The organism is Pseudomonas sp. S3_A09 (assembly GCF_054668065.1).
On the sequence record NZ_CP162752.1, the window covers coordinates 1,389,698 to 1,415,608 of the forward strand.

The 25,911-nt window shown below is 60.4% G+C and carries 21 protein-coding genes and 2 tRNA genes; 10 read left to right on the forward strand and 13 right to left on the reverse strand.

The genetic code is table 11. The features are described 5' to 3' along the window. Positions 1–123 precede the first annotated feature (123 nt). The 5 genes from groL to AB4N92_RS06610 all read right to left on the reverse strand — a co-directional run bounded on the left by groL (position 124) and on the right by AB4N92_RS06610 (position 4,752). Complete coding sequence (gene groL / locus AB4N92_RS06590; protein WP_010208010.1) at positions 124–1,770, reverse strand: chaperonin GroEL; 1,647 nt, start codon at positions 1,768–1,770, stop codon at positions 124–126. Positions 1,771–1,820: 50 nt separating this feature from the next. Then, positions 1,821–2,117: a co-chaperone GroES gene (locus tag AB4N92_RS06595; RefSeq protein ID WP_003175874.1), complete on the reverse strand. Its 297-nt coding sequence runs from the start codon at positions 2,115–2,117 to the stop codon at positions 1,821–1,823. Positions 2,118–2,363: 246 nt separating this feature from the next. Beyond that, positions 2,364–2,840 (reverse strand): FxsA family protein, encoded by a 477-nt coding sequence (locus AB4N92_RS06600; RefSeq protein ID WP_016975517.1) that lies wholly within the window; start codon positions 2,838–2,840, stop codon positions 2,364–2,366. Positions 2,841–2,906: 66 nt separating this feature from the next. Beyond that, positions 2,907–3,638 (reverse strand): HugZ family pyridoxamine 5'-phosphate oxidase, encoded by a 732-nt coding sequence (locus tag AB4N92_RS06605; RefSeq protein WP_010208005.1) that lies wholly within the window; start codon positions 3,636–3,638, stop codon positions 2,907–2,909. A 106-nt stretch (positions 3,639–3,744) separates the two neighbouring features. Beyond that, positions 3,745–4,752 (reverse strand): DUF481 domain-containing protein, encoded by a 1,008-nt coding sequence (locus AB4N92_RS06610; protein WP_010208003.1) that lies wholly within the window; start codon positions 4,750–4,752, stop codon positions 3,745–3,747. Positions 4,753–4,953: 201 nt separating this feature from the next. On the opposite strand from AB4N92_RS06610, the gene AB4N92_RS06615 reads away from it, so the two are divergent. From AB4N92_RS06615 to AB4N92_RS06630, 4 genes are all read left to right on the forward strand, one after another. Continuing rightward, a complete protein-coding gene (locus tag AB4N92_RS06615; protein WP_042571218.1) occupies positions 4,954–5,268 on the forward strand; it encodes an MGMT family protein in 315 nt (104 codons plus the stop codon). Between the two features lie 43 nt (positions 5,269–5,311). After that, positions 5,312–6,844: an AmpG family muropeptide MFS transporter gene (locus tag AB4N92_RS06620; protein ID WP_010208001.1), complete on the forward strand. Its 1,533-nt coding sequence runs from the start codon at positions 5,312–5,314 to the stop codon at positions 6,842–6,844. Positions 6,845–7,028: 184 nt separating this feature from the next. Beyond that, on the forward strand, positions 7,029–8,744 hold the full coding sequence (locus tag AB4N92_RS06625; RefSeq protein ID WP_010208000.1) for a proline--tRNA ligase: 1,716 nt from the start codon (positions 7,029–7,031) through the stop codon (positions 8,742–8,744). Between the two features lie 20 nt (positions 8,745–8,764). After that, positions 8,765–9,718 (forward strand): hypothetical protein, encoded by a 954-nt coding sequence (locus AB4N92_RS06630; protein ID WP_236266856.1) that lies wholly within the window; start codon positions 8,765–8,767, stop codon positions 9,716–9,718. A gap of 130 nt (positions 9,719–9,848) precedes the next feature. Here the strand turns inward: AB4N92_RS06630 and dinB are convergent, their stop codons facing one another. Continuing rightward, positions 9,849–10,907, reverse strand: coding sequence for a DNA polymerase IV (gene dinB, locus AB4N92_RS06635; RefSeq protein ID WP_010207998.1), 1,059 nt, complete (start codon positions 10,905–10,907; stop codon positions 9,849–9,851). A gap of 279 nt (positions 10,908–11,186) precedes the next feature. Between dinB and AB4N92_RS06640 the strand changes: the two genes are divergently transcribed. The 4 genes from AB4N92_RS06640 to AB4N92_RS06655 all read left to right on the forward strand — a co-directional run bounded on the left by AB4N92_RS06640 (position 11,187) and on the right by AB4N92_RS06655 (position 15,741). Further along, positions 11,187–11,263: transfer RNA gene (locus tag AB4N92_RS06640), tRNA-Met, on the forward strand. A gap of 206 nt (positions 11,264–11,469) precedes the next feature. After that, positions 11,470–11,546, forward strand: a tRNA-Met gene (locus AB4N92_RS06645). Between the two features lie 278 nt (positions 11,547–11,824). Further along, positions 11,825–14,467, forward strand: a complete 2,643-nt coding sequence (mprF, locus tag AB4N92_RS06650) for a bifunctional lysylphosphatidylglycerol flippase/synthetase MprF (RefSeq protein ID WP_021492257.1) — start codon at positions 11,825–11,827, stop codon at positions 14,465–14,467. Beyond that, a complete protein-coding gene (locus AB4N92_RS06655) occupies positions 14,467–15,741 on the forward strand; it encodes a virulence factor family protein (RefSeq protein WP_010207995.1) in 1,275 nt (424 codons plus the stop codon). The genes mprF and AB4N92_RS06655 overlap by 1 nt, the downstream gene beginning before the upstream one ends. A gap of 137 nt (positions 15,742–15,878) precedes the next feature. Here AB4N92_RS06655 and recJ read toward each other — a convergent pair whose 3' ends face one another. Beyond that, the gene (gene recJ, locus AB4N92_RS06660) at positions 15,879–17,588 is read right to left on the reverse strand and encodes a single-stranded-DNA-specific exonuclease RecJ (RefSeq protein ID WP_010207994.1); all 1,710 of its coding nucleotides are present in this window, start codon (positions 17,586–17,588) and stop codon (positions 15,879–15,881) included. Positions 17,589–17,648: 60 nt separating this feature from the next. Then, positions 17,649–18,191, reverse strand: a complete 543-nt coding sequence (locus AB4N92_RS06665; RefSeq protein WP_010207993.1) for a YaeQ family protein — start codon at positions 18,189–18,191, stop codon at positions 17,649–17,651. 136 nt (positions 18,192–18,327) lie between these two features. Between AB4N92_RS06665 and AB4N92_RS06670 the strand changes: the two genes are divergently transcribed. Together AB4N92_RS06670 and AB4N92_RS06675 are read left to right on the forward strand one after the other, a co-directional pair. Then, the gene (locus AB4N92_RS06670) at positions 18,328–19,527 is read left to right on the forward strand and encodes a CaiB/BaiF CoA transferase family protein (RefSeq protein WP_021492258.1); all 1,200 of its coding nucleotides are present in this window, start codon (positions 18,328–18,330) and stop codon (positions 19,525–19,527) included. A 16-nt stretch (positions 19,528–19,543) separates the two neighbouring features. Continuing rightward, the gene (locus AB4N92_RS06675) at positions 19,544–20,407 is read left to right on the forward strand and encodes a TIGR02285 family protein (RefSeq protein ID WP_044287820.1); all 864 of its coding nucleotides are present in this window, start codon (positions 19,544–19,546) and stop codon (positions 20,405–20,407) included. A 170-nt stretch (positions 20,408–20,577) separates the two neighbouring features. On the opposite strand, the gene AB4N92_RS06680 is transcribed toward AB4N92_RS06675, so the two are convergent. From AB4N92_RS06680 to xerD, 5 genes are all read right to left on the reverse strand, one after another. Beyond that, complete coding sequence (locus tag AB4N92_RS06680) at positions 20,578–20,862, reverse strand: DUF3509 domain-containing protein (RefSeq protein WP_010207990.1); 285 nt, start codon at positions 20,860–20,862, stop codon at positions 20,578–20,580. 232 nt (positions 20,863–21,094) lie between these two features. Continuing rightward, the gene (gene thrC, locus AB4N92_RS06685; protein WP_042571215.1) at positions 21,095–22,504 is read right to left on the reverse strand and encodes a threonine synthase; all 1,410 of its coding nucleotides are present in this window, start codon (positions 22,502–22,504) and stop codon (positions 21,095–21,097) included. Positions 22,505–22,571: 67 nt separating this feature from the next. Next, positions 22,572–23,876: a homoserine dehydrogenase gene (locus tag AB4N92_RS06690; protein WP_010207988.1), complete on the reverse strand. Its 1,305-nt coding sequence runs from the start codon at positions 23,874–23,876 to the stop codon at positions 22,572–22,574. Positions 23,877–24,005: 129 nt separating this feature from the next. Continuing rightward, positions 24,006–24,737: a thioredoxin fold domain-containing protein gene (locus AB4N92_RS06695; protein WP_010207987.1), complete on the reverse strand. Its 732-nt coding sequence runs from the start codon at positions 24,735–24,737 to the stop codon at positions 24,006–24,008. A gap of 141 nt (positions 24,738–24,878) precedes the next feature. Then, positions 24,879–25,775: a site-specific tyrosine recombinase XerD gene (xerD, locus tag AB4N92_RS06700; protein WP_010207986.1), complete on the reverse strand. Its 897-nt coding sequence runs from the start codon at positions 25,773–25,775 to the stop codon at positions 24,879–24,881. Positions 25,776–25,911: the final 136 nt, after the last annotated feature.

A 25,911-nucleotide genomic window follows, 5' to 3' on the forward strand; every position in this document is an offset into this window, starting at 1 on the left:
CGCAGGCGATAACCACCTAGGCAGGCAAACGTGCTCAGCCACCGGCGCTTTCCACGCACACATAAAAAAGCCCCGCTTGCATCACTGCAAGCGGGGCTTTTTCAGTACAGGGGTAAGGCTGGCTTACATCATGCCGCCCATGCCACCCATGCCGCCCATGTCTGGCATACCGCCGCCAGCCGAGCCTTCAGCCTTAGGCTTGTCAGCGATAGCCGCTTCGGTGGTCAGGATCAGGCCACCGATGGAGGCTGCGGCTTGCAGCGCGGAACGAGTCACCTTGGTAGGGTCCAGGATGCCCATTTCGATCATGTCGCCATACACGCCAGTCGCAGCGTTGTAACCGTAGTTACCTTTGCCGTTCTTGACTTCGTTGACCACAACGCTTGGCTCGTCGCCGGAGTTGGCAGCGATCTGGCGCAGCGGCGCTTCAACAGCACGACGCAGCACAGCGATACCGACGTTCTGGTCAGCGTTATCGCCGGCCAGGTTGGTCAGGGCTTCCAGTGCACGGATCAGCGCAACGCCACCGCCAGGTACCACGCCTTCTTCAACGGCTGCGCGGGTAGCGTGCAGGGCGTCTTCAACGCGGGCTTTCTTCTCTTTCATTTCTACTTCGGAACCAGCGCCAACCTTGATCACTGCTACGCCGCCGGACAGCTTGGCCAGACGCTCTTGCAGTTTTTCACGGTCGTAGTCGGACGAAGTTTCGGCAACCTGGGCACGGATCTGAGTGATGCGAGCCTGGATGTCCTGCTCAACGCCAGCACCGTCAACGATGATGGTGTTTTCTTTGGAGATGGTCACGCGCTTGGCACTGCCCAGGTTTTCCAGGGTAGCGCTTTCCAGGCTCAGGCCGATCTCTTCGGAGATAACGGTACCGCCGGTCAGGACGGCGATGTCCTGCAGCATGGCCTTGCGACGGTCGCCGAAGCCTGGAGCCTTGACGGCTGCGACTTTGACGATGCCACGCATGTTGTTCACAACCAGAGTGGCCAGGGCTTCGCCTTCAACGTCTTCGGAAACGATCAGCAGTGGGCGGCCGGCTTTGGCAACGGCTTCCAGCACTGGCAGCATTTCGCGGATGTTGGAGATCTTTTTGTCGACCAGCAGGATCAGCGGGTTGTCCAGCTCGGCAACCATGGTTTCTGGCTTGTTGACGAAGTACGGGGACAGGTAGCCACGGTCGAACTGCATGCCTTCTACAACCGACAGTTCGTTTTCCAGGCCAGTGCCTTCTTCAACGGTGATCACGCCTTCTTTACCGACTTTTTCCATGGCTTCAGCGATGATGTCGCCGATGGAGCTGTCGGAGTTGGCGGAGATGGTGCCTACCTGAGCGATAGCCTTGGTGTCAGCGCATGGCTTGGACAGGTTTTTCAGCTCGGCGACGATGGCGATGGTCGCCTTGTCGATGCCGCGCTTCAGATCCATCGGGTTCATGCCGGCAGCGACGGCTTTGTAGCCTTCGTTGACGATCGCCTGGGCCAGGACGGTAGCGGTGGTGGTGCCGTCGCCTGCGTCATCGTTGGCACGGGAGGCAACGTCTTTGACCAGCTGCGCGCCCATGTTTTCGAAACGGTCTTCCAGTTCGATTTCTTTTGCTACGGAAACGCCGTCCTTGGTGATGGTCGGAGCGCCGAAGCTTTTCTCGATGATCACGTTACGGCCTTTCGGGCCCAGGGTCGCTTTTACTGCGTCAGCCAGGATGTTGACACCAGTGAGCATTTTCTTGCGGGCGGAATCGCCGAATTTAACTTCTTTAGCAGCCATGATCGATATTCCTTAAATACTGTGTAGTAACGGGAAAATGAGCGGGAAAATCAGTCTTCCAGAACAGCGAGAATCTCGTTCTCAGCCATAACCAGCAGGTCTTCGCCGTCGACTTTCACCGTGTTGCTGCCGGAGTAAGGGCCGAATACAACCTTGTCACCGACTTTAACGGCCAGCGCACGCACATCACCGTTTTCCAGGGTCTTGCCTGGGCCCGCAGCGACGATCACACCGTGGTTGGCTTTTTCAGCAGCCGAACCTGGCAGAACGATACCGCCAGCGGTTTTCTTTTCTTCTTCGCTGCGACGGATTACGACGCGGTCGTGCAGAGGACGAAGCTTGCTCATTGTCGATCTCTCCTAATTGTGTTTTTCATCGGCCGGTGTCTGTACCGGCGGGTTGTATTCCGGCAGTGCCGGTCGCGCCTCGCCAAGCAAGACGCGGAAGTCTGTCTGGTGTCGCCACCAGAAACCTTGCGGTGACCGTTACATAAGGGCGCATAAGCTGATTACAAGGGGCCGGGGATGAAATTTTTTGCGCGTGCCGGCCCGTAAATGCAACACGGCACCCGAAGGTGCCGTGCCGTGAAACGGTTATTTGCTGTCGCGGTGTTCGAACTCGCCTTCGATCACATCACCTTCACGCCCCAACGGCTGGCGCGGGGCCGGGCCGCCACGGGGTTGCAGGTCGTCGGCGAACGCACGCTGGCGAATCGCGGCTTCTTCGGCGCGCTGGCGCATTTTGCCGGCCAGCAACTTGCGGGTGAACGGCAGCAACATCACCAGGCCGACTACGTCGCTGATGAAACCCGGCAGGATCAACAAGCCGCCAGCCAGGGCCATCATCAGGCCTTCCAGCATGGTCTGGGCGGGCAGTTCGCCACGGTTCAGGCTTTCACGGGCACGCAGCGCGGTGGCCAGGCCAGCGACGCGCAGCACCAGAACGCCGAGCATGGAGCCTAGAATGATCAGCAACAGGGCCGGAAAAAACCCGATCGCACTGCTGACTTGAACGAATACGAACAGCTCCAACACCGGGAACAGCAGAAAGAGCAATAAAAAAGGGCGCATCAAATGGTTCCTCAACGCAAGAATGCCTTGCCAGTCCACCTTAGATGACGTCGCCATTTCGTGAATTCAAGCGTCGGCAGTGGCTTTTTTCGGCCAGACCTCGGCGTGAGCCAATGAAACCAGGGCTTCGCGTACTTGTGTCGGCGTATTGCAAGACTCCGCAAACGGCAACCAATATAAGGATTGGCCTATACGCAAGTGCATGCCTTCGCTGTCGATACCGGCCAACTGTGCAGGCTCGGAGGTCGGCAAACCGGCCAGGTCGACGTAATGGGCAATGGCCTTGGTGTGATCGCTGTTCATGTGTTCGATCATGCTGCGTTCGGCTTTGCCCGCAAACGGGTTGGCCAGGGTCAACTGGTCGACCCAGTGAATCGCGCCAAAACCGCCGATGTAACGGTGACGTACGGGCTTGAGCACCCAGAAATCGAAGTCGTGGGCCTTGTGATAGTTGGCTGACTCGGGGAAGTAGCGGTAATAACGCTCGGCCGCCGCCTCAATGGCAGCGCCCTCCTCTAGTTTTTCGGCTTCAGCCAGGTAGGTAAGGCGCCCGACGGCTTGCACGTCATCCGCTTCGCGCTCACCCACCAGCAGCGAGCACTTGGGATCTTTCTGCAGGTTGTGGGTGTGCTGGGCAATGCGGCTGATCAGGATCAGCGGGCGGCCCAGCTCATCCAGGCAATAGGGCACGACCGAGCCGAAAGGAAAGCCGGGCATGGCCTTGGACAGTGTGGAGAGAGCCCCACGGTATTCCTTGAGCAACAGCTCTCGGGCGTTCTTGGCAACCTGTGCGCTCAACGTATGACTCCTCGGATAATCAGCCGCCCATGGCATATGGGAATGGATCTCAACGCAAGGTAATCATTATCGGCAAAGGTTGCCAAGCAGGTTTTGTTCGCCCGTGTTACCAGGCCACGCCGAAGCCTGCGGTGTAGCGGGTTTTGCTCAGGCTGCTGTCGGAATCGCCACTGATGATGTCGCGCTCGGCCTTGAGGTTGAGCGACGCCCACTCGGTGACTTTGTAGCGCAGGCCCATTTCTGCATCCAGCGAGTATTCCGCCGGACCGCCGATGGGCTTGCCCACTTCGCCGTTGGTGAAGAATTCGACGGTCTTGCCCACCAGGTAGCGGTTGTAGTTCCACTTCATGGCCAGGGAATAGAAGTTGTCCTTGCCGCCGTCGGCGTATTCATAGTCGGTGCGGTTGACCAGCGAGCCCAGGGAGAAGGCACCCAGCTCATCGTCCCAGAACTGATAGCCCGGGCCCGTGCCGACGGTGCGCTGGCGGGACAGGTCTTCAACCTTGTCGCGCTTGTAGGTCAGGCGACCCTGCCAGAACCAATGCTCGGTCAGGAAGCGGTCGAGGTCGTATTCCAAAGCCCAATTGTCGGTGGTGGTGACATCGTCCTGGAATTCGCGGTTGTACTCGCCCTCTCCGGTATGGCGCCATTGGCCGTGGCGGGCGGTGGTCTTGAAGTCGATGTCGTAGTCGTTGGTGTCTTTGTCGGCGCGCTTGTAGTCCAGCGCCATGTCCACATTACCCTTCCACACCAGATCCTCGACCACCGGCTTGGGCTTGATGATTTGCTGGATGCTGGCCAGTTCGACGGTCTTGGGCGCTTCGCCGTTGGCCAGCACCACCTTGCCGTCATCCGCCGCTTTCAGGGACTTGGCTTTCTCGCCGGTGTAGGCGTCCTGTTTGACCAGCAACTCCTGGTCGCTTTCCAGGGTCTTGACCTGTTTCCAGTCCACAGGGATGGCGCCTGCGTAGTCGGTTTGGATCAGCAGCTTGCCACCGTCGAAGACCTTGATCTTGCCGGTCAGGCGGTCACCGTTCTTCAACCAGACAGTATCGGCCAGCAAGGGCGTGGAGGCGCTGAAAACAGCGAGGCACAGCAGGGTTCTGGACAACATAAGCAGATTCGAGGCTCGGGCTTGGCGAAAAAAGGGCATTATCGTGTTAGATAAGTTCTTAGCAAGGACTGACTCAAGTATCTGGGTTCAGTTCAATGCTCATCGTCATGCTTACAGACGTTTCTTACAAAAATGCCGACGATTTCAACGGACAGCCTCACAGTGAATCAATCTGCCGAATCCCCCCAAAGCCCCGCCGAAATGCGCCGTACCGCGCTGTACCTGACCCTGGCCCAAGTGCCCGCAGGCTGCGTGGTCAGTTACGGCGAGCTGGCCCACCTGGCCGGTCTCGGTCGTGCGGCACGCTGGGTCGGCCGCACCCTGAGCCAGCTTCCGGAAGACACCAAGCTGCCCTGGCACCGCGTGTTGGGTGCCGGTGGTCGGATAAGTCTGCCGGTGGGCAGTGTCTCGGGTGACGAGCAACGCGCGCGTTTACGCGATGAAGGCGTTACGGTCCGCAACAATCGCGTGGATATTCAGCGCCATGGCTGGCGCCCGGTAGAGCACAGCGGTTAGAGTGCGCGCTTTGTTTCCGCAAATCTGAGGCAGACTCCAGCCCATGCCCCGTAAAACCTGGCGCGCCGCGCTCGCTGCCTATGCCAGCCCCTCGACGTTGGTCCTGTTGTTGCTCGGCTTTGCCGCCGGCCTGCCTTACATGTTGGTGTTCTCGACGCTTTCAGTGTGGTTGCGTGAAGCCGGTGTGGCGCGCGAGACCATCGGCTATGCGAGTCTGATCGGTTTGGCGTATGCCTTTAAGTGGGTATGGTCACCGCTGCTCGACCAATGGCGCCTGCCGTTGCTCGGCAAGCTCGGGCGCCGCCGTTCCTGGCTGGTGCTGGCCCAGTCGCTGGTGATTCTCGGCTTGATCGGCATGGGTTTTTGCGACCCGCAGAAACATTTGTCTTGGCTGATCGCTATCGCTGTCATCGTCGCCTTTGCGTCCGCTACCCAGGACATCGCGGTCGACGCCTATCGCCTGGAAATCGCCGACGACAGCCGCCAGGCTGCGTTGGCCGCCAGCTACATGTCCGGTTATCGCATCGCCGCCCTGCTGGCCACGGCGGGCGCACTGTTTTTTGCCGAGGGTTTCGGTTCCACCGGTTTCAACTATAAACACTCGGCCTGGACCGGCACCTATGTGCTGTTCGGCGTGTTAATGGTCCCGGCGCTGCTGACCACCCTGTTCATGCGCGAACCCAATGTGCCACTGCGCACTCAACTGCAAGCCGGGCGCTACAGCTTCGCGCACCAACTGGTGTCCGTCTTTGTGCTGATCGTGTTGCTGGTGTCGGTACCGGCCATGTTCACCCAACTGTTCAACACCGATTTCGAAAGTGTGCTGTTCCAGGGCGTGAGCCTGTGGGACTTGTTGATGGAAGACCGCGCGTTCCTGCGCGCCATCCTCTATATCACCCTCACCTCCTTGTGCCTCTCGGCCATGGGGCGCCGTGGCCTGGCGCCGGTGCTGACGCCGGTCAACGACTTCATCCTGCGCTACCGCTGGCAGGCGCTACTGCTGCTTGGGCTGATCGCCACGTATCGCATGTCGGACACGGTGATGGGCGTGATGGCCAACGTGTTTTACATCGACCAGGGCTTCACCAAGGACCAGATCGCCGGGGTCAGCAAGATCTTCGGCCTGATCATGACCTTGCTCGGCGCCGGCATGGGCGGCTTACTGATCGTGCGCTTCGGCATCCTGCCGATCCTGTTCATCGGCGGTGTGGCCTCGGCCGGTACCAACCTGCTGTTCGTGATGCTCGCCGACATGGGCCCGGACCTGCAGATGCTGATTTTCACCATTTCCCTGGACAACTTCAGCTCAGGGCTGGCGACCTCGGCATTCGTGGCCTACCTGTCGAGCCTGACCAACCTGAAGTTCTCCGCGACCCAATATGCCCTGCTCAGCTCAATCATGCTGTTGCTGCCGCGCCTGATCGGTGGCTATTCGGGGGTGATGGTGGAGAAGTTCGGCTATCACAATTTCTTCCTGATCACCTGCATGCTGGGTGTGCCGACGCTGGTGCTGATTGCGCTGCATTGGTTTCAGGAAAATCGGCGGGCGAAGTTGGCCCCCAAGACAGAAGACTGACCTGTGGGAGCGGGCTTGCCCGCGAATGCAGTGTGTCAGTCGCAGGATAGGTGGACTGATCCTGCGCATTCGCGAGCAAGCCCGCTCCCACAGACCCCTCTGCATTCTGATGCCTGTACTCCAGCAGCCGGCGCCCGTACAATCCAGAGTCATTTCAAGTCCAAGCAACCGACAACGGCCTACCATGCGTACCAGTCAATATTTGCTCGCCACACAGAAAGAAACGCCTTCCGACGCGGTCGTGATCAGCCACCAGCTGATGCTGCGTGCCGGCATGATCCGCAAACTGGCCTCCGGCCTGTACACCTGGCTGCCCATGGGCTTGAAGGTGATGCGCAAAGTCGAAGCCATCGTTCGTGAAGAAATGAACGCTGCCGGCTCTCTGGAAGTGTTGATGCCGAGCACCCAACCGGCTGAACTGTGGCAGGAATCCGGGCGCTGGGAAGAGTACGGCCCTGAGTTGCTGCGCTTCAAGGACCGTCATGGCCGCGATTTCTGCGCCGGCCCGACCCACGAAGAAGTGATCACCGACCTGATGCGCAACGAGCTGAGCAGCTACAAGCAGCTGCCGCTGAACCTGTATCAGATCCAGACCAAATTCCGTGACGAAATCCGCCCACGCTTCGGTTTGATGCGCGGCCGCGAATTCATCATGAAGGATGCGTATTCGTTCCACGCCGACCAGGCGTCGCTGCAGGCCACCTATGACCGCATGCACACTGCCTACTGCAACGTGTTCACGCGCCTGGGCCTGAAGTTCCGCCCGGTTGAAGCGGACAACGGTTCCATCGGCGGTGCCGGCTCCCATGAGTTCCATGTGCTGGCCGAGTCCGGCGAAGACGATATCGTCTTCAGCAACGGTTCCGACTACGCGGCGAACATCGAGAAAGCCGAAGCGGTGCCGCGGGAAACCTCCCGCCCTGCGCCGACTGAAGAACTGCGCCTGGTGGACACGCCAGAGACCAAGACCATCGCGGCCCTGGTGGAAAAATTCAATCTGCCGATTGAAAAGACCATCAAGACCCTGATCGTGCGCGCCGAGGAAGAAGGCAAGCTGATCGCCCTGGTGATCCGTGGCGACCACGAACTCAACGAAATCAAGGCTGCCCAGCAACCTGGCGTGGCCAGCCCGCTGGTCATGGCCACCGACGCCGAACTGCGCGACGCCATTGGCGCCGGTGCCGGTTCGCTCGGCCCACTGAACCTGCCGCTGCCGATCATCATCGACCGTTCGGTCGAGTTGATGAGCGACTTCGGTATCGGTGCCAACATCGACGACAAGCACTACTTCGGCGTGAACTGGGAGCGTGACCTGCCCGTTCCGACCGTGGCCGACCTGCGTAACGTGGTCGCCGGTGACCCAAGCCCGGATGGCAAGGGCACCCTGGAAATCAAGCGCGGCATCGAAGTCGGGCACATCTTCCAGCTGGGCAACAAGTACAGCAAGGCGATGAAGTGCGAAGTGCTGGGCGAGAACGGCAAGCCGATCACCCTGGAAATGGGGTGCTACGGCATTGGCGTATCGCGCGTGGTTGCGGCTGCCATCGAGCAGAACAACGACGACAAAGGCATCATCTGGAGTGACGCCCTGGCGCCGTTCCAGGTCGCCCTGGTACCGCTGCGCTATGAAACCGAGCAAGTACGCGAAGCCACCGACAAGCTGTACGCCGAACTGACGGCTGCTGGTTTTGAAGTGCTGCTGGATGACCGGGACAAGAAAACCAGCCCGGGCATCAAGTTCGCCGACATGGAACTGATTGGCATCCCGCACCGGATCGTGGTCAGTGACCGCGGCCTGGCCGATGGCAATCTGGAATACAAGAGCCGGACCGAAGCCGAAGCCCAACCGTTGCCGGTGGCTGACGTGCTGTCTTTCCTTCAGGCGCGTATTCGTCGCTGAAAACCAGATCAAGAGAAGTCATGTTCAAGCGAAACACCAGAGCCCTGGGGGGCGCCGCCTTGTGCGGCGCCCTGCTGGTCAGCGGCTGCGCCAACCAAATGTCGCAACGCAGTGAGCACGAGGAGCGGGTCGAGCGTAAGTTGCTCGACCACAGCCTGCAGATCGATGTAGGCGAGCCCAAAGTGCTGGAGCTGCCGCAACGCCGGGTACAGATTCACGAACAGAAGACCTTCGAGGTCACCGAGTTCGAAGTCACCCGTCGTTACGATCGCTACACCCCCTACCAACCCTGGCGCAAACTCTATGAGATGCCTTTGGGTGCCGTAGCCCTGGTGGCCGGCGCGGGCGCCAATGTGGTGAACGTATTCGCCCTTGGCAACCTGCCGACCAGCGTGACGCGCGACTGGCTGACCTATGGCGTGGACGGCCTCAATCCGTTCATGAACGTGCAGTCCCACGGCCGTGCGCAACAGAACCTGGCGGGTATCGATGAAGTCCAGCGCGACAAGCGTGTGGAGTATTCGAGCCTGCCCTGGAGCGAACGACCGGTGCAAGTCACTGCCGGCAAGCAAGTCCATGAGCTGACCACCGACCGTAACGGCGTCTTGCGCCTGAACCTGTTGGACAGCCCGTTTGCCGAGCAAGACCTGAACCGCATCACCACGCTGAAGATCAGCGTGGAAGACGGCCAGGACGACGTGCATTCGGATTCCACGCTGGCTGTCAGCAGCACCTTGCGCAACAAGCTGCTGGAAGCCCACGGCCTGATCTACGACGACTTGGAAGACGACGAAGTCAGCCAGTGGGTACATCGGGTCAAACGCTTGTCTGAACTGGGCCTGGAAGAAGAAGCCAGCGAACTGGAACAAAGCCTGATCGAACTGACCCGCAATGATCCCGAGTTGCAGCAGGAATTCCTGCAGGCGCTGACCAAGGATGCGGGGCGTCTCGTTGCCGATCCAGGCGCTCGCTAGGGCTTCAAGAACGTTGTAGATCTACATGTGGGAGCGGGCTTGCCCGCGAATGCGGTGGGTCAGTCACGACAACATTGACTGACACGCCGTATTCGCGAGCAAGCCCGCTCCCACATTTGGTTTTCGGTTTTTACCAGGAGAATTCGAGTTGCTCGTTGCCGTTGCTTAAATCCAGCAACCGCACGCCAATACCCAGCAACCGCACCGGCTTCCCACCCCGGTTGAACGCCTGCGTCAGCAACTGTTGATAACTCTCCAAGTCCCGCCCCGCCCCCGCCTGTTCCAGTGTCGTCTGGGTAAAGTCATGAAACTTCACCTTCACGAACGGCTTGCCCGCACGATAACTGCTGTCGATACGCGCCATACGTCCAGCCAGGGTTTCCATCAGCTCAGGTAGCTTGGCCAGACAGCTTGAAAGATCTGGCAGGTCCACGTCGTAGGTATTCTCCACACTTATCGATTGCCGGCGACTGTCGTTCTGCACCACACGATCATCGATCCCACGGGCCAGACTCCACAACCGCTCGCCAAAACTGCCGAACTCGCGCACCAGCGCCAGCTTGTTCCACTCGCGCAACTGCAGGCAGTCTTCGATCCCCAGGCGCGCCAGTTTGTCAGCCGTGACCTTGCCCACACCGTGCAACTTACTCACACGCAATTGCGAGACGAAGTCTTCGACCTGGTCCGGAGTGATCACGAAGAGTCCGTTGGGCTTCTTCCAATCGCTGGCAATCTTGGCCAGGAATTTGTTCGGCGCCACGCCGGCGGACACGGTGATGTGCAATTGGTTGGAAACACGGCGGCGAATATCCTGGGCAATGCGCGTGGCACTGCCGCCGAAATGCGAACTGTCGGACACGTCCAGATAGGCTTCATCCAGCGACAACGGTTCGATCAGGTCGGTGTAGTCGCGAAAGATCGTCTGGATTTCCTTCGACGCTTCCTTATAAGCCTCCATGCGCGGCTTGACGATGGTCAGGTCCGGGCACAGCTTCAAGGCATGGCGTGACGACATGGCCGAGCGCACGCCATAGGCACGTGCCTCGTAGTTGCAGGTCGCGATCACCCCGCGCCGGTCCGCCGAACCGCCCACCGCCAGTGGCTTTTGCGCCAGGCTCGGGTCATCGCGCATCTCGATGGCGGCGTAGAAGCAATCACAGTCGACGTGGATGATTTTGCGCTGTGTCATATAAACGGGGTGTGTACCTACGGGTAGCCAGTATCGCATTCGCACCTGTATATAGCACCAGTAGTTTGAATCTTCCGCTTGAGCGGTAGGAAAACTCCCAGATGAATTTATTTTCTCAATCGAGTTTGGCCCGCTGATAGAGCTGAAACCCTCGGCCAGCCTGGGCCCGAGAGGTATCGAGGGGCCACTGTGGAGAGCTAACCGATTGAACCACAAGCGCTTTTCTTCAATTCACAGGTTGACACATCGGCGTTCCTCTGTAGAATGCCGACACACAGACGCGGGATGGAGCAGTCTGGTAGCTCGTCGGGCTCATAACCCGAAGGTCGTCGGTTCAAATCCGGCTCCCGCAACCAAACATCAAAAAAGGCTACTCGAAAGAGTGGCCTTTTTTGTGCGCGCCTGTTTTGTACCTGTACAAAAATTGTAAGACAAAAAACCTTTACCCATCGCGCACTTACCCTTCGCAGTCGACCTTCACCGCTCATTTCACACTTATTTGACCCATCGACTCATTAACGGTTGACACCCCGCCGCTGGGCTGTAGAATGCCGCCCACAGACGCGGGATGGAGCAGTCTGGTAGCTCGTCGGGCTCATAACCCGAAGGTCGTCGGTTCAAATCCGGCTCCCGCAACCAAACATCAAAAAAGGCTACTCGAAAGAGTGGCCTTTTTTGTATCCGGTGAAAAAGTTCTTCTGAAACAATGGCATGGCATCTTTCATGAAACCGCACGCGGTTTGTAGAGTCCATCTCATCGCACGCTATGCTGAATGTTCAGCGCTACCCTCTACGACCAATGGCCGCTGTCGCCGCCCCCGGTGATACGCGTTAATATTTGTAATTATTTTGTCCATAGGGATTGGTAACTTGGCTGGATACCTCCATCCTGTCGCGCACAATCCACGAGGTGATTGATGCGCGCCAACTCGTCTGAACCAAAAGACACTGTCACAGCAGAACAACCGATCACACCCACCCGTCTGCGCTGGCTGGATCTGGTGAGCAAATACCGGCAACCCATCGGGCTGGCGGTCACCCTATTGTTGTTCGCCATCGCTCTGATCGCCTGTCGACACCTTCTGTTGGAGCTGGACCTCTACGCCCTCCACGACTCGATCCTGGAAGTGCCCAAACCGGCCTTGCTCGGCGCGTTTGCGGCGGCCGTCGCCGGTTTCGTCATTCTATTGGGCTACGAATTTTCCGGGGCGCGCTACGCGGGCGTGAACTTGCCCGCCAAGACCCTCGCCCTGGGCGGCTTTACGGCGTTTGCCATCGGCAATGCGATTGGCCTGTCGATGCTCTCCGGCGGTTCGGTGCGTTACCGTTTATATGCACGCCATGGCATCGGGGCTTCGGAAGTCGCCCGCATGACGGTGTTCGCCAGTCTGGCTCTCGGCACCGCACTGCCGCCACTGGCTGCATTGGCGACACTGAGCAACCTGCCCGCCGCATCGACTTACCTGCATTTGCCGCAGGCTGTGCTGGGCGGTATTGCTGGCGCGGTGCTGTTGTTATCGGCCGCGTTGTGCATCGGCATTTATCGCCGTCGCCTACCGGAACAACCCTACCCGGATAACCTGCTGGTCAAAGCCGGCCGGCGCACCTTGCGCCTGCCGGGTCGCCGCCTGACGTTCCTGCAACTGATCATTACCGCGCTGGACGTGGCCGCCGCAGCGACCGTCCTATATATGTTGTTGCCGGAAGCGCCGCCGTTCGGTCCCTTCCTGCTGGTGTACCTGCTGGCCCTGGCCGCCGGCGTGCTCAGCCATGTGCCCGGCGGTGTGGGGGTATTCGAAGCGATCCTGCTGGCCGCCTTCGCCGACAAATTGGGCGCCGCGCCATTGGCCGCCGCCCTGCTGCTGTATCGCATGATTTACGTGGTGCTGCCGCTGCTGATCGCCTGCGTGTTCCTGTTGGTCAACGAAGCGCAGCGCCTGTTCCAGACCCAGCAAAGCCTGCGGGTCGCCTCGGGGCTGGCAGCGCCAGTACTGGCCGTCCTGGTTTTTTTGTCCGGCGTGGTCCTGCTGTTCTCTGGCGCCACGCCCGAAATCGACTCACGCCTGGAAAACATCGGCTTCCTGATTCCCCACCGCCTGATTGATGCTTCGCACTTTGGCGCCAGCCTGATCGGTGTGCTGTGCCTGTTGCTGGCCCAGGGTCTGCGCCGACGCTTGTCGGCTGCCTGGATGCTGACCATGGTGTTGCTGCTGGTGGGCGCCCTGCTCTCGCTGCTCAAGGGTTTCGACTGGGAAGAAGCCAGCCTGATGACCATGACCGCGATCCTGCTGGCCATCTTCCGGCGCTCTTTCTATCGTGCCAGCCGCCTCACCGAACTGCCCTTCTCGCCGCTGTACCTGGTGGCCAGTGTCTGCGTGCTGGGGGCATCGATCTGGTTGCTGCTGTTCGCTTATCAAGACGTGCCTTACAGCCATCAGCTGTGGTGGCAGTTCACCCTGGACGCCAACGCCCCACGCGGCCTGCGTTCGCTGCTGGGCGCCGCCGTGGTGCTGGTGATCGTGTCGCTGACCTGGCTGCTGCGTACCGCGCGGCCGGTGATCCACTTGCCGACACCGGACGAACTGGAGCGCGCCAGCAAGATCCTGATGGCCTCGTCCCAGCCCGACGGCGGCCTGGCGCTCACCGGCGACAAAGCGCTGCTGTTCCATCCCAATGATGAAGCTTTCCTCATGTACGCCCGTCGCGGCCGTAGCCTGGTAGCCTTGTACGACCCGATCGGCCCGACCCAGCAACGGGCGGAGATGATCTGGCAGTTCCGCGACCTGTGTGACATCCACCACGCGCGCCCGGTGTTCTATCAGGTACGAGCGGAAAACCTGCCCTACTATATGGACATCGGCCTCACCGCGATCAAGCTGGGCGAAGAAGCCCGCGTCGACCTGAAACGCTTTGACCTGGAAGCCAAGGGCAAAGAGATGAAGGACCTGCGTTACACCTGGAACCGTGGCTCGCGGGACGGCCTGTCCCTGGAGATCTGCGAACCGGGCACCGCGCCAATGGACGAGCTGAAGGTGATCTCCGACGCTTGGCTGACCGGCAAGAACGTACGAGAAAAGGGCTTTTCCCTGGGACGCTTCAGCGACGACTACCTCAAGCACTTTCGTATCGCGATCATTCGCTTCGAAGGGCGCCCGGTGGCCTTCGCCAACCTGCTCGAGACCTACAACCACGACCTGGCCAGTCTCGATCTGATGCGCGCTCACCCGGACGCGCCCAAGCTGACCATGGAATTCATGATGGTCGGCCTGATTCAACACTATAAGAGTCACGGCTACGCCCGCTTCAGCCTCGGCATGGTGCCGTTGTCGGGCCTGCAACCACGACGCGGCGCCCCACTGACCCAGCGACTGGGTTCGATGGTGTTCCGTCGTGGCGAGCAACTGTATAACTTCCAAGGTTTGCGCCGCTTCAAAGACAAGTTCCAGCCTGACTGGGAACCCCGTTACATGGCTGTGCCCGCAGGACTTGATCCGCTGGTGGCACTGGCCGATACCGCCGCCCTGATCGCGGGCGGCTTGACTGGATTGGTGAAACGCTGATGATTCGACGCTCCTGGCGGTATGTATTGGCCTTCGTAGTGCTGCTCGCCCTGGTCCTGGGTGGCGGCTATTGGTACTGGAACCGTCCTGCCCCGCAGCCGACCCTGGAGCAACTGCCCCAGGCCGACGGTTCGGTGATGACCCGCGTCACCCCGTACGGCACGCCGAAAGCCCGCGTCGCGGTGGCCGTGATGCCTGATGAAATGCTGACCGACAGCCAACTGATTGCCTTGAGCCAAGGCGGCAAGGCGCAGATTGTCCAGGTGATCCTGCCCAAGGACGACTGCAAGCTGCAGGAACAAGCGCTGCAAGGCGCCCTGAGCCAACTCAAGGGCCCTGCCACCCTGGTCAGCGGCATCGGCCCTGGCGCCGCTCTCGCTTGGCGCTGGCTGGCCACCCAGAACGACGATAAGGCCAACGCCATCTCCGTTGGTTTCGCCCTGGTCCAGGAAGGCTGCAAAGACCCACTGCCAAAGACAGCCGCACACGGCAATTGGCTGGTGGCCTGGAACGACAACCCTGACGATGAAAGCGCCAGTTTCGTACGCGACACGCCGCGCGCCACCACCAGCATCAGCGACTACGACATTCACTACCCGCAAGTGCTGAACAACGAGCTGCGCAAGCAATTGGTAGGTTCGGACAACGGCGGCCTGGCGATTCCGGTGGTGGAAGTCCCGGCCGGCCAAGCGAAAGATACCGTCACCCTGTTCCTCTCCGGCGATGGCGGTTGGCGCGACCTGGACCGCGACGTGGCCGGCGAAATGGCCAAGATCGGCTACCCAGTGGTGGGTATCGATACCCTGCGCTACTACTGGCAGCACAAGACGCCGGAACAAAGCGCCAAGGACCTCACCGAACTGATGCAGCACTACCGTCAGAAATGGGGCACCAAGCGCTTCGTGCTGACCGGTTATTCGTTCGGTGCCGATGTGTTGCCAGCCATCTACAACCGTCTGCCGGAAAACGAGCAGCAGCGTGTCGATGCGATTATCTTGCTGGCCTTCGCGCGCACGGGCAGCTTCGAAATTGAAGTAGAAGGTTGGCTGGGTAACGCCGGCAAAGAAGCCGCCACGGGCCCGGAAATGGCCAAGCTGCCCCCCGAGAAAGTGGTGTGCATCTACGGGGCGGAAGAAGTCGACGAGAGCGGCTGCACGGACAAGACTGCGGTGGGTGAAGCGTTGAAGTTACCCGGTGGGCATCACTTTGATGAGAACTATCCGGCGCTGGCCAAGCGCTTGGTGGATATCATCGTGAAGCACCAAGCCAAGTAGTTTAAGACCGTACGCAGATAAAAATGTGGGAGCGGGCTTGCCCGCGAAAGCGGTGGATCAGTCACAGGAACATTGACTGACACGCCGTATTCGCGGGCAAGCCCGCTCCCACAGTTGTCTGGTGGTGCCGCTGAACGCTAGCGCGGTTCGATGTGGGCAATCATCAGTTGCACGGTTTCATTCCCACGAAACTCGTTCACATCCAGCTTGTACGCCAACTCCACCCACCGCACGGTCGGATTCGGCCAGACCTCTCGGTCCACCCCAAACGCAATGCCATCGAGCTTTACGGACCCGCATTCGCTCTTGAGCACCACCTTCAGGTGCCGCTCCCCCACCACGCGCTGTTCGACCAGTTGAAACACGCCGTGAAACAATGGCTCGGGGAAGTGCTGCCCCCACGGTCCGGCATGCCGCAACGCGCGGGCCAGCTCCAGATGAAACTCTTCCACCGCCAGGGTGCCGTCGGACAACAAGCGTCCGGTCAGGTCTTCTTCACGCAGTTGGCGACGCACTTCAGCATCAAAAGCTTCGGCAAAGAGTGGGAAGTTTTCCTCAGGCAACGTCAGCCCCGCCGCCATGGCGTGGCCGCCGTATTTGGTGATCAGGTTGGGATGCTGACTCGCGACCACCGCCAGGGCATCGCGGATATGAAACCCCTGCACAGAGCGCCCTGAGCCCTTGAGCAAGCCATCACCGGCGTCGGCGAAGGCGATGGTCGGGCGGAAGTAACGCTCTTTCATACGCGACGCGAGAATCCCGATCACGCCTTGATGCCATTCCGGATCGAACAGGCACAAGCCGTAAGGCATGGACTCCACCGGCAAGTCCTTGAGCTGGGCCAGGGCCTCGCGCTGCATACCCTGCTCGATCGACTTGCGGTCCTGGTTCATGCCGTCCAGCTGCGCGGCCATTTCCCGCGCCGCGGCGAAGTCGGTGGTGAGCAGGCATTCGATGCCCAGGCTCATGTCATCCAGGCGCCCAGCGGCGTTCAAGCGCGGGCCAAGGATAAAACCCAGGTCGGTGGAGGTGATACGCGCAGCATCACGCTTGGCCACTTCCAAAATCGCCTTGATCCCCGGCCGCGCGCGACCGGCGCGGATACGCTCCAGGCCTTGATGCACCAGGATGCGGTTGTTGGCGTCCAGGGGCACTACGTCGGCGACGCTGCCCAGGGCAACCAGGTCGAGCAATTCACCGATGTTGGGTTGTGGCGTGTTGTCGTACCAGCCCAAGCTGCGCAGGCGCGCACGCAGCGCCATCAGCACATAGAAAATCACGCCCACGCCGGCCAAGGCTTTGCTCGGGAATTCACAGCCAGGCTGGTTCGGGTTGACGATGGCATCCGCCGCTGGCAACTCATCGCCGGGCAAGTGGTGGTCCGTCACCAGCACCTGCAACCCCGCCGCCTTCGCCGCCGCCACGCCTTCGACGCTGGAGATGCCGTTGTCCACCGTGATCAGCAACTGCGGCGCGCGCTGCAGCGCCACGGCGACGATTTCCGGGGTGAGGCCGTAGCCGTATTCGAAACGGTTGGGCACCAGGTAGTCGACATGGGCCGCACCGAGCAAACGCAAGCCCAGGGTGCCCACGGTGCTGGCGGTGGCGCCATCGGCGTCAAAGTCGCCGACGATAAGGATGCGCTGGCGCTGCTCTAACGCCGTCACCAGCAGGTCCACCGCCGCGTCGATGCCCTTGAGCTGCTGGTAGGGGATCAACCGCGCCAGGCTTTTGTCCAGCTCGGCTTCGGACTGCACTCCGCGTGCGGCGTAGAGACGGGTCAGCAGTGGCGGCAATTCACCGAGAAACGGCAGGACGGCGGGCAACGGGCGAGGATCGATACGCATGGGGTGACGGAGACTTCTCTTCTGAAACGGAAATAAAACAGGTGACCGGCGGCGATCCAATCAACCGCGTTCGCCGACCAACCACTGCAACTGCACTTCATGCTGGCCACGATCGTCAGTAACGAACAGGGTGCCTTCGCTGATCATTACGTCCCACTTGATGACGCGGGGCATGTCCTTGGCCAGGGTCTCCAAGACCTCCTGGGGCACGGCGGCGATGTGTACGTTTTTCAGGTTATTCGCCACCGGCACCACCTTGCCTTCCCACACGCGCAAGCTGCCGTAGGCCAGCAGGCTGGTACGTTCGGTGCGACGCGAGCACCAGGTGAGGCGGTCGGCATCAGGCTGGCCGACTTCGATCCAGTGCAGAACCCGGTCATCCAGGCTTTTTTCCCACAGGGCTGGCTCGTCTACATCTGACAGGCCACGGCCAAACGACAATTGCTCGTTGTACCAGAGGGCGTAGGCCAGCAGACGCACGGTCATGCGCTCTTCGGTTTCCGACGGGTGGCGGGCGATGGTCTGTTTGACACTCTCGTACACCGAGCGATCAAGGTCGGTGAGGTTGAGTTCGAATTTGTAGGTCGTGGACGGCTGGGCCATGAACGGGCTTCTAGAGACAGGGAAAGGCGGTCAGTCTAACCGATGGCGAGGCGATTCAACGAATCCTGCGCTGCCCTGGTCTACTCGCCTATGTTAAAAGGCATCACACCAACACCCTGCGCAGACAAGGATCCTCATGTCGTTCAACGCCAAACCGCTTGCCGGCCTCAAAGTCATCGAACTCGGTACCCTGATCGCCGGCCCGTTTGCCTCACGCATCTGTGCGGAATTTGGCGCCGAGGTGATCAAGGTCGAATCGCCTGACGGCGGCGACCCGCTGCGCAAATGGCGCAAGCTGTATGAAGGCACCTCGCTGTGGTGGTTCGTGCAGGCGCGCAACAAAAAGTCGCTGACCCTCAACCTCAAGCACCCGGACGGCCTGGCGATCCTCAAGCAGTTACTGGCGGACGCCGACATCCTCATCGAAAACTTCCGCCCTGGCGTACTGGAAAAGCTCGGCCTGAGCTGGGAGACCCTGCATGCCCTTAACCCCAAGCTGGTGATGGTACGTCTCTCTGGCTTTGGCCAAACCGGACCGATGAAAGATCAGCCGGGGTTCGGTGCGGTGGGTGAGTCCATGGGCGGGCTGCGCTATATCACTGGTTTTGAAGACCGCCCGCCAGTGCGTACCGGGATTTCCATCGGCGACTCGATTGCCGCGTTGTGGGCGGTGATCGGCGCACTGATGGCGCTGCGTCATCGCGAAGTCAACGGAGGCCAGGGCCAGGTGGTGGATGTGGCGCTGTATGAAGCCATATTCGCCATGATGGAAAGCATGATCCCGGAGTTTGACGTGTTCGGCTTTATTCGCGAACGCACCGGCAACATCATGCCCGGCATCACACCGTCATCGATCCACACCAGCGCCGACGGCAAGCATGTGCAGATCGGCGCCAATGGCGATGCGATCTTCAAGCGCTTCATGCTTGCCATCGGTCGTGAGGATTTGGCCAATGATCCAGAGCTTGCCAGCAATGACGGGCGTGATGGTCGTCGCGATGAGCTGTACGGGGTGATTGATCGCTGGGTCAACTCGCTGTCGCTGGATCAGGTGGTCGAGCAGCTGAACCAGGCCGAGGTCCCCGCCAGCCGCATCTACAGCGCCGAGGACATGCTGGGAGACCCGCAATTTCTTGCGCGGGAGATGTTCCTCAAGGCCAAGCTGCCCGGTGGCAAGGATTTCAAGATGCCGGGCATCGTGCCCAAGCTGTCGGACACACCGGGCAGCTGCGAGTGGGTCGGGCCGCAACTGGGTGAGCACAACAACGTGCTGCTCAATGAGTTGGGCTACGACGAAGCAGCGATCACGCGCCTGCGTGAACAAGGCGCGATCTGATGGCGTGTCCACGCTAATGCTGCGTCGCTGGCTCCTGGGCCTGTGCGGCCCTTGGCTGGTGTGTTTGCCGCTGGCATCCCAGGCGGCCGAAACCTTGACCTGGCTGATCCGCGACCTGCCGCCGCTGACCATCTTCGACGGCCCGCAAAAAGGCCAGGGCGCCATCGACGAATTGCTGCCGATGCTGATGGAACGCCTGCCCGAGTACCGGCACAAGGTGCTGCACGTCAACCGCGCACGCGGCTTGCAGATGCTCCAGGCGCCCGCCTTCACCTGCGACCCCACCATGCTGTGGACCGCAGAGCGGGCCAAGTGGGTGGTGTATTCGCGCCCGGCGTTTTCCATCGTCAGCAACGGCGTGGTGGTGCGCCAGGATCGCCGTGAGGTGCTGGCGCCGCTGGTCGCTCAGGAACGGGTCGACCTGACGGCGATCCTGCAGGATGACCACACCCGGCTGGGCGTTGTCGCCGAGCGCAGCTACGGTGCGTTCATCGATGGCGTGCTGGAACACACCGACGCCCACAAACGCGTGATGCACTACGGCAACGATGCGTTGGGCAGCCTGCTGCAAATGCAACGCCTGGGGCGGTTGGAGGCAGTGCTGGGCTATTGGACCGAAATCCGCTATCACGCCCTGCACCAGGGTATCGACCCGCAGGCCTTGGCGTTCTATCCGATTGCCGGTGCCACGCCCTATCAGCGTATCCATATCGGTTGCTCGGACACGCCCCAGGGTCACCAGGCGATCCAGCGCATCAACCAGGTAGTGGGTGAACTACCGCAGGCTCAGCTACTGCACGCCTACGCCGCCTGGCTGGATCCGGCACTGCGTGCGCAGTATTTGCACGACCATCCGCTGTTCTACCAGGACGCGCCTTGACAAATCCCGGGCAAAAAGAAACCCCGGAGCGTGGGGAGACACTTCGGGGTTAAACGTGATCAGTAAAGACCAGTACAACAAGCCACAAACACCGGAGCACAATGCTTGCTCTTGCTGTTACGAAATCTGACCGACCACAGTGTAGGAAGTTTCCACAGCTAAACAATTCTTCATGCGGCAGTGGCGCTGCGGGTCTGGGCTGCGTTGCGCAAGGCTGCAATGACCGAGGGTTCCAGACGCCCTTCAGCAATTTTGATGTCGCGCAGCAGGCAATCCACGACATCCACCAGCATGCGTTTGTCCATCAATTGGGCGCGGTCGACTTCACGCTCGACCACGATGGCGCCGCCAGGATTCTTCACGGATACCAGGCACTCGTCCTGCACACCAGAGGTGGTCAGCGTAACCTGATAGGGGCTCAGTGCTTCTTCGAGCAATAGGCTGATACTTTCCATCTCGATCACCACTCAATAGTTCGGGAACAATCGTTTCAACGGGAGCTGCATCTATCCTAAGTGACTGTTTGTGACGTAGGAAAGTTCGCTTTATCGTCTTTATGGGGCCGTCAGGGGGTGACGGATTCCAGCATGCACTTGCAACATGACAGGGAAAAAACGGCTGCCCATAAACAAAAAACGCCGCGGCCCAAAGGAAGGGCAAGCGGCGTTTTTGTTTGCGCGATTCGCCTTACAAAGGCTTACCACGGTTGCCGTGCTGGCTCACAAACGCCTGCACCGCCTTCAAGTCGTTCGGCAACACTGTGCAACGCTCTTCACGCTCGAACAGGTCAGCCAGGTGCACCGGCAACTCCAGCGCCTTGCCAACGCCGGCCTTCTCCACCGCTTCCGGGAATTTGACCGGGTGTGCAGTACCGAGGATCACCATCGGGATGTCCAGGCTGCGACGGCACTCACGGGCAGCCTTCACGCCGATGGCGGTGTGTGGGTCAAGCAGCTCGCCGGTCTGGGCGTAGACTTCTGCGATGGTTTCGCAGGTCTGGGCGTCATCCACGGCCAGGGAGTCGAACAGCTTGCGGGTTTCGGTCCAGCGCTCTTCGTCAACGCTGAAACCGCCGCCGCGCTTGAAGTTATCCATCAGGCCGGCAATGGCCGCGCCGTTGCGACCGTGCATGTCGAACAGCAGGCGTTCGAAGTTCGACGAGACCATGATGTCCATGGACGGCGACAGGGTCGCGTGCAGGGTTTCCTTGACGTACTGGTTGCCACTCATGAAGCGGTGCAGGATGTCGTTGCGGTTGGTAGCAACGATCAACTGGTTGATCGGCAGGCCCATGTTGCGCGCCAGGTAACCGGCGAAGATGTCGCCGAAGTTGCCGGTCGGCACCGAGAACGATACCGAACGCGCCGGACCGCCCAACTGCAGGGACGCGTGGAAGTAGTAAACGATCTGGGCCATGATCCGCGCCCAGTTGATCGAGTTCACCGCCACCAGGCGCGTCCCCTTCAGGAAGCTCTGGTCAGCGAAGCTGTTCTTGACCATTTCCTGGCAGTCATCGAAGTTGCCTTCGATCGCGATGTTGTGGATGTTTTCACCAAAGATGGTGGTCATCTGGCGACGCTGCACTTCCGACACGCGCTTGTGCGGGTGCAGGATGAAGATGTCGACGTTTTCGCAGTGCTTGCACCCTTCGATGGCCGCCGAGCCGGTGTCACCGGAGGTGGCGCCGATGATCACCACGCGCTCGCCCCGCTTCTCCAGCACGTAGTCGAGCAGGCGCCCCAGCAGTTGCAGGGCAAAATCCTTGAACGCCAGGGTCGGGCCGTGGAACAGCTCCAGGACCCACTCATTGCCATTCAGTTGGCGCAGCGGTGCGATGGCGTTGTGGGAAAACACGCCATAGGTTTCTTCCAGAATCTTTTTAAAGTCCGCATCCGGAATGCTACCGGTGACGAACGGGCGCATCACCCGGAACGCCAGTTCGTGGTACGGCAGGCCGGCCCACGAAGCGATTTCTTCCTGGGTGAAGCGTGGCAGGTTTTCCGGCACGTACAGGCCGCCGTCAGTGGCAAGGCCTGCCAGCAGAACGTCTTCGAAATTCAGGGCCGGTGCCTGGCCGCGGGTGCTGATATAACGCATGACTGGCTCCTCTAGAGCATTCTTGAACAAGGGCCGCCGAACCTGCGGGGCCCTTGCAGCAAAACCATTAGTTCAGGTGTTCGACGCGGATCCGCACCACCGGGCCGACCACGCCTTGCAGGGCTTCCAGGGCGGCGATGGCATCGTTGATGTGTTGCTCGAGCACGCGGTGGGTCAGCAGGATCATCGGCACCTGGCCGTTTTGCTCCTCGACTTCCTTCTGCATGATCGACTCGATGTTGATACCGCGCTCCGACAGGATGCTCGCCACTTGGGCCAACACGCCCGGGTGATCCTGGGCCTGGATGCGCAGGTAGTAAGCGCTTTCGCAGGCTTCGATCGGCAGGATCGGGTGGGCCGACAACGAATCCGGCTGGAAGGCCAGATGCGGCACGCGGTTTTCCGGGTCGCTGGTCATGGCGCGAACCACGTCGACCAGGTCGGCGATCACCGACGAAGCGGTGGGCTCCATGCCGGCGCCGGCGCCGTAGAACAACGTCGAACCTGCCGCATCACCGTTGACCATCACGGCGTTCATCACGCCATTGACGTTGGCGATCAGGCGGTCGGCCGGGATCAGGGTCGGGTGCACACGCAGCTCGATACCCGCCGGTGTGCTACGCGCCACGCCCAGGTGCTTGATGCGGTAGCCCAGGGCTTCGGCGTAGTTCACGTCGGCGGTGGTCAGCTTGGTGATGCCTTCGGTGTAGGCCTTGTCGAACTGCAGCGGGATACCAAAGGCAATGGACGCCAGGATGGTCAGCTTGTGCGCCGCGTCGATCCCTTCCACGTCGAAGGTCGGGTCGGCTTCGGCGTAACCCAGGGCCTGGGCTTCGGCCAGCACGTCTTCGAAGGTACGGCCCTTCTCGCGCATTTCGGTGAGGATGAAGTTGCCGGTGCCGTTGATGATGCCGGCCACCCAGTTGATGCGGTTGGCGGACAGGCCTTCACGGATCGCCTTGATCACCGGGATGCCACCGGCCACGGCGGCTTCGAACGCAACAATCACGCCCTTCTCACGCGCCTTGGCGAAGATCTCGTTGCCGTGCACGGCAATCAGCGCCTTGTTGGCGGTGACCACGTGCTTGCCGTTCTCGATGGCCTTGAGCACCAGCTCACGGGCCACGGTGTAACCGCCGACCAGTTCGATGACGATATCGATTTCAGGGTTGGTGGCAACGGCGAAGACATCGTTGGTAATCGCAATACCGGTCGTTTCGAACTGAGGCTTTGGCGAACGCGTGGCAATCTGCGCCACTTCAATCCCGCGACCTGCACGGCGGGAAATTTCCTCAGCGTTACGCTGAAGTACGTTGAAGGTGCCGCCACCGACGGTCCCTAACCCACAGATGCCTACTTTGACCGGTTTCACTGAAGAACTCCCCATGAAACGGCCGACGCTAGGTCGGCCGTGGAAAACAGCCGCACGACTGCGGCTTTCAATTAATGGCCCGCCGACTTATCCGCGAGCCATGATCGTCAAAGGTTCGACGATGCTGGTTTATTTGGCACTCAGCGCCAGTTTGGCAACTTGTGGCGCTGGCTGATAGCCCGGAATCACTTGGCCGTCCGCCAAAACGATAGCCGGCGTACCGTTCACGCCGATGGACTGGCCCAGGGCGAACTGCTTGGAAACCGGGTTGGCACATTTGGCCGCCTTGATTTCCTTGCCGTCGACCATCTTGTCCATGGCCGCTTTCTTGTCGGCCGAGCACCACACCGCTTGCAACTGCTCGTCACCCGGCGAGCCCAGGCCCTGGCGCGGGAACGCGACGTAGCGGACTTCCACGCCCAGCTTGTTCAGCGCAGGCACTTCGGCGTGCAGCTTGTGGCAGTACGGGCAGGTGGTGTCGGTGAACACGGTGATATGGGTCTTGGTCTCGCCGATGGCCGGGTAAACCACGGTTTCCGCTACCGGAATGCCGTTGATCAGCTTGGACACGCCCAGGCGCTCGGCTTTCTCGGTCAGGTTGACCGGCTTGCCGTCCTTCAGCTGGAACAGGTAGCCTTGGACGATGTACTGGCCGTCGGCACTGGCATACAGCACGCGGCTGCCCTTGAGCTTGACTTCATACAGGCCGGCCATCGGGCTGGCGCTGATGCTTTCGATCGGGGTATCGAGTTGCAGGTTGGCCAGGCTCTTGCGGATGGTCTGCTCGGCAGCGTCATCGGCGAACGCAAAGGTGGAAACCAACGCAATGGCTGCGGCGGCAATAATCTGGGTCAAGCGCATGGGAACTCCTGAAGGCAGATGCAGGGACGGGAAGGAATACTGCTTGGAAAAACACAGCGCTGGGCCGTCCCCTTTGCTAACCGGCAAAGCCTACCACAGTTGGGCCGCAGGGCAGCCCGTGGCGGGACAAATTGGCGGTTTTCAGCCTCGCGGGTGGTGCTTGGCGTGCATATCCTGCAAGCGTGCACGCGCCACGTGGGTGTAGATCTGGGTTGTGGATAAGTCGCTGTGCCCAAGCAGCATTTGCACCACGCGCAAATCCGCCCCGTGGTTGAGCAAATGCGTGGCGAACGCATGGCGCAACGTGTGGGGCGACAAGGCCTTGCCGATGCCGGCGACCTTGGCCTGGTGCTTGATGCGGTGCCAGAAGGTCTGCCGGGTCATCTGCTCGCCGCGCAGGCTGGGAAACAACACGTCGCTGGGGCGTCCGCCAAGCAGCTCACTGCGGGCATCACGCATGTAGCGCTCGACCCACACAATCGCCTCCTCGCCCATGGGCACCAGCCGCTCCTTGCTGCCCTTGCCCATCACCCGCAGCACGCCCTGACGCAGGTTGACTTGCTCCAGGGTCAAGCTGATCAACTCGGTCACCCGTAGGCCGCAGGCGTACAGCACTTCGAGCATGGCACGGTCGCGCTGGCCGATGGCTTCGCTCAGGTCCGGGGCCGCCAACAAGGCTTCCACGTCGGCTTCTGACAGAGATTTAGGAAGAGGCCTACCTAGTTGAGGCATGTCGACTTGGAGAGTCGGATCGACTGCTATCAGTTTTTCACGCAACAGATAGCGATAAAAGCCACGCACCCCAGAGAGAAATCTTGCGGTGGAACGGGGCTTGTAGTTTTGCTCAAGGCGCCAGGCCAGATGGTCGAGAATCAGCTCGCGGCCAGCGTTGACCAACTCAAGGTTTTTTTCCTGCAGCCAGCCGTTGAACAGGGCCAGGTCGCTGCGGTAAGCCTGACGCGTGTTGTCCGACAGGCCTTTTTCCAGCCACAGGGCGTCGAGGAAGCGGTCGATCAGGGGGTGGTCAATGGCGGGCATATGGGCTCAAGCTGATGACTGGAGTGTCGGGTAGATCCTATCGCAGGCACGCCAGCTCCCACATGGGTTTTGTGTCTTGCCTGATCGATTGAACAACACTGATTCAATGTGGGAGCTGGCTTGCCTTCGACAGCGG